Genomic DNA, 13,717 nt, shown 5'->3' with positions numbered 1-13,717 from the left:
ACTTCCTTTTATTATTTTTCTTTTATGTAAGGCATTAAACTTGAAATATGCACATATTTAGGTTGTTTTCCTTTTTCAAAAACAATTCTAATTGCCGTTACTTCATGTTTAATATCTATTGTATTATGGACATGTTGAACACCATTGTGTCATTGATTATGTTTAGCAATTGTATTCATATTTGCTCTTTGTCAATTGTTATTATTTGCTGTTTTATATTCTATATGATAGAATGTTTGATCATTATAATAAGAACCATCTTTAATAAAGATTAATTCTAAACTATAAACATAAATAGGTTTATTATTTTTCTTAGTGATTTCAAAATTAATATTTTGTCCTGTATTTCTATTTGTATATCAATAATTTTTTCCCCAGTATCCCCAAGAACCAACTGGATCAAATACATATTCTTTTCTTCAATTACTACTTGGTTGTGGTGCACTAATATTTCAAGTAGCACTTCTGTTTTTATTTCTATAATCTTTATCTTCTGCTACTATCTTATTAAATCCATTGAATGTTAATGAAACAGTAGAAGATGCATTATTTTTTCTTACTGTATATAGAAGTGTAGCAGTTCCTTCATAATCTTTTAGCGATTCTGCTCTAGAAATAGTAAAGTTTACATCATCTTTTGTATCATAGTAATGAAGTGATGAACTATTTAAATCAATTTCACTTGGAATAAGTTGTTTATTAAATAACTTATCTATTTGTGCTTGATAAACTTGTTTGTTCTTAATTACTCTTTGAACAATCTCTTTATCTGTTTCAAATTTTCAACTAACTTGTGAATTAAATGCTTTAGAATGATTATCTTTAGAAATTGTTCCACTAATAGTTGAAACTCTTATTCCTGTTTCTTGAACTTCTGTTACTGGTGTTAATGATTGCAAGTTATATTGATAATCATCATCAGGAATATTAACTGCAAAGTCATTAATTGTGTATTCATTTAGTTTTTTATTTACTGATTCATTTTTAGTAATTAAAGTTAAATTCTCTATTTTCTCTGTTAACAATTCATTGTAATATTGCTCTTCTGTTTTGAAGTTAGTAAAATTATCAATTGTGTAAGTTTTACTTTGCTCCCCTTTTGTTATTTTAACAACAATAGAAATTGAAGTTTGATTATCGTTTAATTTAAAACTTTCAATTTCATAAGTTAAGTTAGAATTTGAGTTATTAATTGAGAAATTTGTTTTTTGAATTTCAACGAATCTTAAATTGCTATTATCTATTGTTACATCTAAATGAGCAGCATTTTCAAATTCTTCATCTCTTGTTGGAACTGCTGGTTCTTCTACAACTGGTTCACTAGGATTATTACCACTATTATTAGGTTTGCTTATTGTAGGTTGTTCAGCAGTTGCTGTTGAATTTGCTGGTTCTGAATCATTTGAATTACTTGCTGTTATTTCTTCTGGAGTAGAAGATACAACGTTATTATCTTCTGTAGAGTTTGGATTATTTGCACTTTGATCATCATTTACAGAACTATGATCACCAACTGCAGTCGTTGTAGAATTATCTGTAGAAATTGATGGTTGCTCTTTTACTACTACTGGTTCTTCTGTACTATTTACAACTGAAGGTTCTTCTGGTGTTTCTGTAGTAGTTACTGGTTGCTCGCTACTTGTAGAATTATCACTTGAAGTTAATGTTGGATTTTCATTAACTTGTGAATTATTAATTTCTTCAGTAGTATTTGTATTTTCTTCTATTGTAGTAGTTTCATTACTATAATCATACTTTTTAATGTAAGGCATTAAACTTGAAAGATTTACATATGATGAAGGTTGTTTTTCTTTTTCAAAAACGATTCTTATTGCTGTTACTTCTTTTTTAATATCTATTGTATTAGTAATATGTGGAATTGCATATGGTCAAGGTTTTATTTCTTGTTTTACAATAGTGCTCATATCTGCTTGATGTCAATTACCACTTGCACTTGTTTTATACTCTATATGATAATAATTAGATTCTTTATAATAATTACTATAATATAAAAAGATTAATTCTAACTTATAAACATAAATAGGTTTATTGTTTTTCTTATTAATTTCAAAAGTAATATCTTTACTTTGATCACTATTTACATATCAATAATTTTGACCAATTTTACCACCTAAACCAATTGGAGTAAATACATAATCTTTTTTATAAGATGTAGGATCTGCTTCTTGTGCATTAATATTTCAAGTTGCAGATCTATGAGTATTATTATAATCTTTATCTTCTGGTACTATTTTATTAAATCCATTAAATGTTAGTGCAACAGAAGAAACATAATCATTTTTTCTTACATTAAATTGTAATCTTGTTGTTCCTTCAACATCATTACTTTCTTCTGCTCTATTAACAGTGAAAAATACATCATCTTGAGTATCGTGATAATATAGAACTTCAGGATTTAAATCAATTTCACTTGGAATAAGTTTTTTATTAAATAATTTATCTATTTGTGCTTGATAAATTTGTTTGTTCTTAATTACTCTTTGAACAATTTCTTTATCTGTTTCAAATTTTCAACTAACTTGTGAACTAAATTTTTTAGAATGATTATCTTTAGAAATTGTTCCACTAATAGTTGTAACTCTTATTCCTGTTTCTTGATCTTCTGTTACTGGTGTTAATGATTGCAAGTTGTATTGATAATCATCATCGGGAATATTAACTGCAAAATCATTAATTGTGTAATCATTTAATTTTTTATTTATTGATTCATTTTTAGTAATTAAAGTTAAATGTTCTATTTTCTCTGTTAATAATTCATTATAATATTGCTCTTCTGTTTTGAAGTTAGTAAAGTTATCAATTGTGTAAGTTTTACTTTTTTCACCTTTTGTTATTTTAACAACAATAGAAATTGAAGTTTTGTTTTCATTTAATTTAAAACTTTCAATTTCATAAGTTAAGTTAGAATTTGGATTATTAATTGAGAAGTTTGTTTTTTCAATTTGACTAAATCTTAAGTTGTTGTCATTTATAGTTACATCTAAATGAGTTGCATTTTCAAATTCTTCATCTCTTGTTGTATCTATTGGTTCTTCTACAACTGGTTCACTAGGAATATTATCACTATTATTAGGTTTGATTGTTGTAGGTTGTTCAGTAGTTGTAGTTGAATCAGAAATTTCACTATCTGGTTCACTTGTTATCGGTTCTTCTTTTTTAGCAGAAGTATTTTCATCAGAAGGATTAGAAGAAATTTCAGATTCTTTTTTAGAATCTTCTTTTTCTAAATTTTCTTCTTGTTTTTTTTCTTCTACATCTTTATTTTTTGATGTTGCTAAAACTTTTTTGTCTTTTTTTATTGAACCATTTTGGTTAACTTTAGGTTTATCATCTACATTTTGATTATTAGATGAATTATTATTTTCCGCTGGTTGAATGGAAGTTTGATGATCATTCTTTTTAAAAAAATAATAACCAGCTACTGCTGTTGCACCGACTGCTGCAGTTGTAATTGCAGTTGCTGATAAAATTATTTTTATTTTCTTACTCATTATAATCCCTTCATTTTCACTCTATTATATTTATAAATATAATAATTATACATTTTTTTACTAAAAAAGCAAATTTTTACCTTTTTAGCACTTAAAAAATCATTAAAATTAAAGAAAAATTCTTTTTTTGGTTTTATAAAAACAGAAAAATACATCCTAAATTTAGAATGTATTTATTAAAAATTATTTTTTGTAAACTATTTCTTTGTATGATTTTGAAGCATCTAATCAGTTGAATGGGAATAAGAATTCTAATGCAGTATTACTCAAAGTTCATATAAAGTTAACAAATCTTAGTTTTTCTCCATTTTCTGGTAATTGATTATCTGGGATATTAACATTTCTTAAATTAACAGTGAATTCAGCACTTGTATAATCTTGTGCTCCATCTTCTTGTTTATAAACTAAAGCACTTGCTAAATCAATCGGTAAACCATTTTCATCACCGAAAATGTATTCATCTCCTTTAGCATTTATAAATAAAGCATAACCATAATAAGCTTCATTATTTGTTCTATTATCAAAATTATTTAACGCTGTTAATGGATAAGTTTTTTCAGGATTAGTTGTATCAGGAATACTTGTTCTAGGCGTTGTAGGTAAATGAATAATTCCTTTTAATTCCCCTGAATTTTCATTGTATATCGCATCTTTTAGAGAGATAGCATCTTGATTACTTTTACCAGTATTAGTATTATATATATTTGATGCTCTTCCTAATTTTCAATTATCTCCATTAACAAAATCTGTACCTAAGAAGTTAGAACCAGTTCCTGTTAATAGTGGAGATTGATAATTTTCTCATATTTTTGCTGAATTATGTGCAAATAAAGTTTTTGCATTTTGAATTTTAAAGTTTTCAAGGTTAAAATTAAAAATTTTAGCAATCATAAAATCTTTTCCTGATCCACCTGCTGTTATTCTTAATCTAACATCAACAAAATCTTGTTGATTTGTTTCTGTTGACCTATGAACTCATAAGACATCTCTTTTAAGACCTAAAGATACATCTACTCATTCTCTTCCTTCTGATCTAAATTTTCATTTATTTGTATTTAAATTCTTATAAACTAAATTAGAATTATTTGCTTGAATATCAATATTATGATTTACTTTATCTCCATCAGGGAACACATTACTTATGTTATAGTTAGAAAGTTCTCTTCATTTATTTTTTAACTCTTCACTAGCACCATTACCATCATTATAAGGTGTATAATAATTTCCACCCGGATTTCCTCTTAAGTTAAAAATAGATTTTTTCATTCTAATTTGATAATCAAAAGCATTTCCTGTTGTTGCTGTACTTGTTTGAGAATCTTCAGAATAACTATATCCACCATATTGTGTTCCAGCATCAGTTAATAATCTTTTTGGATCATAAACTTTTAAGTGGAATTCAAAATCTTGTCCTGTTGTTAGAACCCCACTCAATGATGTAGTAACAAAGTTTTCTTGTGTTGTAATATCTATAGTACTTGTACCATTTTCTAATGTAGAAATATATGTACCATTTCCTGTAGAATTAGTTTTATCTAAATTATCAAAGTAACTAAAGTCTACTTCTAATTTATTAGTTCTTGCTGCTCACTGTAGTACATCTCCTTCTATATAGATGGTTACAGTAGTTGTATTAGCACTACTATCTCTTGTAAATGAACGGTTAACAAATTTTAGTCCACTAACTTCTTGTTCACTTCCACTTTTATTATTTTTTAATTTAAAGTTTCAGGAGTTAATTAAGTTAGTATTTAATGCATCATTTGGATCGTTAAATACTAATTCTACTTGTGATAAGAATGTATTAGTATTTCCTTCTGGATTTGTTGTTTGTACAATTCTAGCACTATTAATTGTTGGACGAGATATTTTTGTTTCAAAGAATTTAGTATATCTTGCTGCTACATTAATAGTATCAGAGATGCTGAAGGTGATTCCACTTTGATTTGTTGCTTGTTGTGATTCTAATCCTACAACTTCATATTTTTTACCTGAAGTTACATCAGTGTTAACTAAATGGAATACAACTTTAGCAATATCATTATCTAAAGTAATAGCGGTTGCTGCTGTACTTGTTCTTATTGTTGAATCATCAGCATTTGCTTCTTTATAACGTAATTTTACTGATTTAGTATTTAAGTATTTATCTTTTGCTGCAAATGTTAAAGTAACATCAACTGTATCTGTTTTACTATTAGCACTACTAATAGAAGTAATAGTTGCTGTTGTACCTAATGTAGTAAATTGTTTATCAGTATTTCGAACTGTATCATAGTAACTTAAAGTATTATTATCTATTTTAATAGTATCTATTGTATATTGAGTTTCTTTAGCAAGATTTCTAACTGTAAATGTTGCTTCTTGTTGATCATTTACAGTTGCAAAGATATCTTCATTAGAATTTTGTAATCTTAAGATTGCAAGTTTACCAACAACTCTAGAAGGTTCATAATCTTTAAAGGTTACTGTAATTGAAGCACTTTCTTCTTCTGTAGTGCTACTAATTTGTTTTATACCTACATAAGAAGAGAATTCTTTATTTACTCCATTATCCATAGTAAAGGCAACACTATGATCACTTGAACCAGCAGATACTTCATTAGCAAATCCTGTAATTCTATATTTTTGTCCATTTTTTAGATTATTTAAAGTAAATTCTGCAGTGTTATTATTAATAGTTACATTATCTGAACTTATTTCATTTCCTATTTCACTATTATTTTCATCTAGTAATTTATATTTAACTTTTAAGTTTTTACCATTAGTATAACTATCAACATTAGCAATAGTTGCTCTAACTGTTGCTTGACTATTTACTATATTAGAGTAACTAATATTAGTAATAGTTGCATTTGTACCAGTTGTAGTAAATTGTTTATTAGTATTTTGTACTGAAGATAATCAATCATATGTATTATCTCCAATAGTTAAACTAACTATATTGTATAGTGTATTTTTTTCTAAGTTACTTAAATTAAATGTTATTGTTTTAGCAGTAGGATCAAAGTGTACATTTTGTGCTGTATTATAAGCACTTACATCACTTGTGTTATTTGCTTTATTAAGCACAAGAATTCCAGATGCATTTGTATCTATATCAGACACATCACCTTGTAATCTTACTGTAACTTGTGCACTTCTTTCATCAATTGCACTAGTTGTAACTTGATCAATAACAGGTAATGTACTAAAGGTTTTGTCTACATTAGTATAGAATTTACCGGTACTTCCACTAATGTTAAAGTTTGGAAAATCATTATTTGAAATATCTAACCTTACAGCATTAACATTAATATTAGTTATTTCATATTCTTTACCTGGTTGTAAGTTATTAATAGTTAATTCTAATTTTTTAGTATTAGGATCAATTTGTCCATTAATAGTTGAAGGAGTTTCTGCTGAATTAACTTCTCTATATGAAACAGTAAGAGTTTTATTGTTTCTTAATAGGTTTTCATCTGCTTTAGCAAACCCAATAGATATTTTTGCACTAGTTTTTTCTTTTAATCCATATTCAATATCAGTAACAGTTGCATAGTTACTATTACTGTTAAATCTAGAACCTTCAGCTAAATTATAACCAACTGGTGAGTTAACAGTAGGTACTCCATCAATAAGAATACTTACTATTTGGTATCTTCATTCTTTAGAAAGTAATCCTTGAAATTCTATTCAGTAAGTATTGTAATCTCTTGCTACTACTTGATTAGTTCCTATTTCTTCATATTTACCAGTTTTAATATTATATATTCTTAATTTAATAGCACCAGGAATGTTTCTTGCTTTATCTCCTGGATTATTATGATTTATTGTAACTAAATCTTTTATACTACTTACAGATGCTTTAACAGTTACTATAGCACCATTTTCTTGAGCAACATTTCCACTTGCCGCATCTCTACCTACAATATAACCTACAGCAGCATCAGGTGTAGTTAATTCATGTGTAGTATTTAAATTATTAGTAAAAGAAATAGTTATATGATCATCAGCATTAACTGTTTGTAAGCTTTCAATTCTATATTTAGCACCTTGAATCAATCCTTTGAAACTTGCTGTTTTAGGTTCTGTTCCACTACTATTTGCTACTTGAATGTCAGCATAATTTTCAATATTATTATTTATTTGATTTCCGTTTGCATCAATTCTACCTTGCATTATGAATTTAATAGTAGAACCACGAACAATGATATCTTGTCCTTCTTCTTTTGCTACGGTTATAGCATCATTATGAGTATGAGGTCCATTATCTGGTTGTATTTTGTAGTATTTTAACTTCAATGCTTTACCGTTCATAAAGGAGTCAACATCAGCATCAAAACTTAAAGTAACGAGTGCTTTTGATTTATTTGTATCTAATCATTTGTAACTAATACCTGTAACAGTTGCAGTTGTTGGTTGTGTTCTGAAAGTTTTAGCACTTTCTGCTACTGTTGTTTCATATTCTAATATTTGAGCATTTTGTGAACCAATGCTAATACCTAAAACGGTATAAGTATCGTTTTTAGGTAATCCTGTAACATTAAATTCTACTTCATTACTTGCATTAAAGTTAGCAGTGGATTCTACTGTAGTAATTGCATTTGTAGAGTTGTTTACAACATGCACAAATGCTTTTTTATTTACTAAAGTTGTATCTTGAGTTTGAAGTGTAATTTTAATTTGTGCTGAATTTTCAGTAGTAGTAATAGTTGATGAACCATTAACTCCTGCAATAGCATTAATAGTAGATAAAGTACTAAAGACATTATCTTTTTTATTGTTTTCTGTTAAATTACTTAAACTGATAGTAGTATTAGTATCATTATTTTCATTAATTACTACTTCAGTTAAAGTATAACCACTACCAGCACTTAAGGTTTTACTTTCAAGTAATGATTGATTATTAACATTAATAATTAATGAACCTTCATCATTAATAGTACTTGCAATTGTTTCAAAAGTTTCATTTTCTTTTGTAAATTTAAGTTTTGCTTTTTTATTAACTAAATATCAATCTTTATTAATATCAAAGTTAATTGATAATAAAACAGAATCTTTAGATGCTTCTAAAGTTTGTAGTGAAGTAACTTTAGCTTCTTTTGCTGTTGTTTTGAATTTTCTTGCTGCATTATTTTGATCGCTTAATGCATTATTAAATTCAATAGTAACACCATCTACTATTACTTCATCAATTACAAATTGATTGTTTTTATCTAAATTAGTTAAGTTAAAGTAAACACTGTTATTAGCAATTGTTGCTTCTGAAGTATAAAGTGTTTGTGAACCATTAGTTGCACTACTAATAGATATACTTGCATGTTTACCATTTAGTGAATGTAATCCATCGCCAAAGGTTAAATTTAATCCTATGTTTGTATCAGTATCATTATTTGCAGGAAGATTATTAGTTATAGCACTTACAACAGGTAATGTTGAAAAGTCTTTAGTTACATTATCTGCAAAATTAACTGCAACGCCATCAATATTAATTGATTGAACTGTAAATCCTGCTCCTTCTTCTAAATTAGTTAATTCAAAAGTTAGAGAGTTAGTTGCACCACTAACAGTAGCAGCAGTTGCTGTTGTAATTGCACTACTTCCATCTTTTTTATTAATGTAAGTTAAAGTTGCACTTTTATCTGCAAGAAAGGCATCAACAACTCTATCAAACTGGAATGTAACACTTGTTGAAGATTTAGTTTTATTATTGTTATCTTCAACAATACTAATTACAGTTGCAGAAGTTGCTTTAGTAGTAAAGTCTCTAATTCTTTGTTCTTGATTTTCAGTTGTAAATGATTTATCTAAATCAATGATTCTAAAATCGTTTGCACGTGCAGGATCTAATTCAATAGAAACATCTTGTAAGATGTATTTAGTATTTTTATCTAATTGATTTAAAGTAAAGGTTGCACTATTATTGTTAATAGTTGCTTGTGCTGTTTTTAATGTTCCATTTGCAGCAGAAGCAAATTTAATTAATGCTTTTTTACTATTAAAGGTATTAGTTGTATCTGCATTAGTAAAGTGAACAGTAATAGTTGCATTTTGTTCATTAACTGTAGTTGCTACTACATTTTGTACTACTCCTAAAGTAAAGAAAGTAGCAGTATCATTAGTAATATTTTGAATATTATCAATAGTAATTCTATTTGCAGTGTAACTTGCACCTTCTTCTAAATTAGTTAAATTAAAGTCAGCATGAATTACTCCAAGAGTATTACTAATAGTTGCAGTAGCAGTTTGTTCACTACCGTTTGCTACAGTATAATGTAATGTTGCTGTTCTTGTATTTAAGTAAGCATCAATGTTATTAAATACATAAGTAACTTTTGCAGAGTTTTTAGTAATATCTTCTGTATTAATTCTTTCAACTGCTACATTAGTTGCAGTTGTATTAAAGGTTTTAGTAATATCGCTTTTAATAGTAATATCTTCAAAGTTATTTCCTGAAGTATCTACTTTAATTCCTACTACTTCATAAGGAGTAAATTTACTTAAATTACTTAAAGCAAAAGTAATTTGTTTATTTGCTATTGTTTGACTACCTGAAGTTAAGGAACTTGAATTAATTTCAGTAACTGCATTATTTTCTTTATTTAAAATAGATAAAATTACGTGTTTGTTATTGTAGTTGTTTTGTGAATCAGCAAAGTGAACAACTACTGTTGCATTTGTTTCAGAAACGTTTTGGAAATCAAAGTTATTAACAAGTGGTCTTGTAAAGATAAATCTGTTGTTTGCTTGAACACTATCTGCAAATGAAACACTAATGTTGTCAGTTGATCCTTCACTTAAAGCAAAAGCAGTAATATTATATTTTGTTCCTGCTTCAAGGTTTTGTGCATGAATTCTTAAGATTCCACTTTCAACAGTTCCTCTTGCTACTACTGTATCACTTGAGTTGTCTTTAGTTAAAGTTACATCAACTGATTTAGTATCCATAAATTTATCTACAACATTATCAAATCCAAGTTCAAAAGTTACATCAGTATCTCCATTAGTAATTTGGTTGGAAGAAATTACTTTTGCAGTTGAAGAAGGGGTTGTGAATTTATTTAATTCTTCATTAAATCCTGTTATTCTTGGAACTTCTTGATTAGCAATAGTAACTTTATCAATAGTATAACTTGTAACTTTTTCTAAGTTATTAAAAGTTAAAGTTACTTTTTTAGTGTTAAATTGTTCTGCAGTTAAATCTTGTTCAACAAAAGAAGAAATTCCATCAGCACTAGTATAAACTACTTTGATTTTAGCAGTACTTGTTAAATAAGAAGGATCGGAGTTAACAAAGTTAAAATCAAAAGTTGCAGAGTTTTCACTTAAGTTGGTTCTTGTAATTAATGAAACTACTGGTTTTGTATAGAAAGTTTTATGATTTTCAGTAATAGTAGTAGGAATTACATAATTAAAGTCTGCTTCAGTTAATGTTTCATTTCCTGGTTGTGCTTCAATATGCGGCATTACTTTAGTTACAAGATATTTTTTACCTTCTTCTAAATCACTAGCTTTTCCTGTTGCTTGTCCTAATTCATCAATTGTTGCTACAACATGTTTTTCAGTTGCATTTGCATTTTCTGCTTCTTTAAAGTAAATATCTACTTTTTTGTTAACTAAAACAATATCAGAATTTAAGTCAAAAAATAGTTTAATGTCAGCAGATTTTTCATGTTCATTTTCAAATTCAATTTTTTGAACATCAAATTGTTTGGCAGTTGTAGTAAAACTGTTGTCTTGTCTTGAACTTACTTCTCTACCATAGAAAGTAGGTAATTCAATGTCAAATTGAATTCCTGTTACTTGGTATTCTACACCTTTTAATAAGTTATTTAAAGTATAAGTAACTCCGTCTTCTGTTATTTCTACTAAATTAGTTGAAATTGGTGTAGAAGTTAAAGTTTCTTGCCCTTCTTTTGTGTTATTTACTTGGTAAAGTATTTTTGCTTTTCTGTGAGAAGGTGTTACTGTTCCATCTTCTGCTGTTGTTTGGAGAATTGTTTTAAGAGCATCAGCAAAGGTTATTTTTAACTTAACAGATGTATCTGTAATATCAAAAGCTTGAATTTGCTTAATTCTAGAACTTGTTGTAAAGGTTTTTTGGTTTTCATTATCTGCTTTTAAATTAGTTTTAATTTCATCGGTGTCTTTGATTTTAACACCTAATAATGTATAAGTTGCACCTGAATCAAGTGGTTTTGCTACTTTATCATTAGCATTAGTTGAACCATCAGGATTTTCATTTATTTTAGTAGTATCTCCACCAAGGTTGAAAGTTACTTTTAAAGCATTAGCAACTGCTTCAGAAGTAAATACTTCATCACTTGCAGGATTGGTTTTTTTGTAGTTTAAAACTAAGGTTTTTCCGCTTAAAAAGTTATTTTCTGGACTATATACTAAGTTAATGGATGCGGAGTTATGACTTGTTTTTGCATAACCTTGAATATTTAAGTCTGCTTCTCCAACAATTGTAGTAAATGATCTTAATGCATCATTATGCTCAATTGGATAATTAAAAGGTAAATTGAATGAATCTGTAGAGTCTTTAAGAGTTATTTTTACTTTAGCAATTTTATAAGTTAATCCTTGTAGTAATTGTGTTGCTTTAAATGTAGCGCTATAAACATCTTCTGTTCCTGCTTTTTTAGTTAAAACTTGTTTTTCAATTGCTTTATCATTGAAAGGTTCTAAAGAAACTTCAATAGATGCTCCATCTAAATTTGCTTTATTATTTTGTGAATTAATATCAATAGTAAATGTTTGTTCTTTTGCGTGTCTTTCTGCAAAAGTAATAGCACTTACTGCTTCTTTAGTGCTAAAGAATAAAGGTTTTTTAGCATCATTTAAAAGACTTTCTTTAAATTGCACACTTGAATCTGCTGCTTCAACAGAAATAATTTCGTATTCTGTTCCTTCTTTTAAAGTTGCTGCATCACTGCTTCCGTTAAAGTCAAAAATAGATGAATTACCAATCACTGTTGATGTAATTTCTTTAACTTCAGAAGTTCCTTTAATTTTGTATTTTAATTTAGTTTGTTTTCCAATTAATGATATTTCTGGTTCATCGTTTGATTTTAAAAATCCTACTGAAATTTGTCCAGTATTGCTTTCCATTTTAATTGTTTGAACTGTATTTACTTCTAGTTTGATTGCTGGTGTATTAAATGTTTCTTTTGCTTCAACACTGTAAGGAACAGTAATTTCTCTTTGAGAAACAATTCCGTTATAATCTTTTTCATCTACAATTGCAACATATTCAATTGTATATTTTCTTGCAGGTTGTAATCCTTTAATAATAAATTCTGCTTGTCCATCTTTAATTTCAACAGCTTGGTCAAAAGAAATTCTTGTTTCTTCATTTTTAACATCTTTATCTTGATTATTTGGATCAACTATTCCTTCTTGAGTAGTTGTATAGTGATATTTTAAGATTGCTTTTTTACCATCTAAGGATTTAATTTCATCGGCAAATTTAACAGTAACTTTTTGTTCTCTAGAGTTAATAGAGTTTGTTACAAATTCAGAAACGTTAGCTTTAGTTACAACAACTTTTTTATCTTCGTTTAAAACATTAAATTTCTTTTTCTCTTTTGTAATACTTCTATTATCAGTATCAAAAGAAATTTCATATCTTTTACCAGCTTGTAACTTTTGTGCTAATCCTGTAGAATCAAAACTTCATTTTCTTAAACTATCAACGTATTTTGCAACCCCAGTTTGCACAACATTTTTATCAGCATCCATTAAAGAAACATGAATATCACTTCCGTTTAATTTGTAAGTTTGTTCATCACTAAAAGCAAAATCAAAAGCAACACTACTATCAGTAGTTTTACTAAAGTTTTGTTCAATATCAATAACATCATATTGGATTTCTTTTCAGTTTTTAAAAATGAAAAAAGGTGCCAATATACCAGAACCTATAACTGCTCCACCAAAAGCTAAGGCAATTATAGCTGCTAATTTTTTACTAAATTTTTTATTTTTTTTCTCTTCCATAACTTTTCCTTTTTAGATTTATTTCAATTTTTTACTAATTTTTTTACTAAAAATTTTTTGCAAAATTATTTAGCAAAATTCTATTAAATTATTTTATAATTAATAATCTAATATATGTATACATTAATAAATAACAAAATTTTACCATATTTTGATAAAAAAAACATAAAATATGTAAATTATTAATCAAAATGTCCTTTTTTTAGCGATATGAAAATAATAATTAT

Annotated in this window: 2 protein-coding genes; both read right to left on the bottom strand. The window is 27.1% G+C overall.

Annotation, left to right across the window (positions count from 1 at the left end; translation table 4 throughout):
* Positions 1-11: 11 nt before the first annotated feature.
* Positions 12-3,512 (bottom strand): lipoprotein 17-related variable surface protein, encoded by a 3,501-nt coding sequence (locus ACXX88_RS02125; RefSeq protein ID WP_458559454.1) that lies wholly within the window; start codon positions 3,510-3,512, stop codon positions 12-14.
* A gap of 183 nt (positions 3,513-3,695) precedes the next feature.
* Positions 3,696-13,490 (bottom strand): hypothetical protein, encoded by a 9,795-nt coding sequence (locus ACXX88_RS02120; protein WP_458559453.1) that lies wholly within the window; start codon positions 13,488-13,490, stop codon positions 3,696-3,698.
* Positions 13,491-13,717: the final 227 nt, after the last annotated feature.

This window comes from Mycoplasma sp. 5370 (genome assembly GCF_054343435.1).
Note: the sequence above shows the minus strand (reverse complement) of the source record. Positions and strands in the feature narration are given on the sequence as shown.